The following is a 234-nucleotide window of genomic DNA, read 5'->3' as shown; positions in this document are numbered from 1 at the left end:
CGCCTTCGGGTGGGGACTTTCATTGAGGCGCGCAACAGCCACACCAGGCACGATGATTACGGAATTTCCCCGCCTTCGGGTGGGGACTTTCATTGAGGCCTTTTGGACCTGGCGAAAACACCCATTGGCCGCAATTTCCCCGCCTTCGGGTGGGGACTTTCATTGAGGCGAAGCCGCCAAGCGAGGAGCTGCGGCCTGATGCGAAATTTCCCCGCCTTCGGGTGGGGACTTTCA

It is taken from the genome of Rothia sp. HMSC064F07 (assembly GCF_001837265.1).
Lineage (GTDB): Bacteria > Actinomycetota > Actinomycetes > Actinomycetales > Micrococcaceae > Rothia > Rothia mucilaginosa.
Note: the sequence above shows the minus strand (reverse complement) of the source record.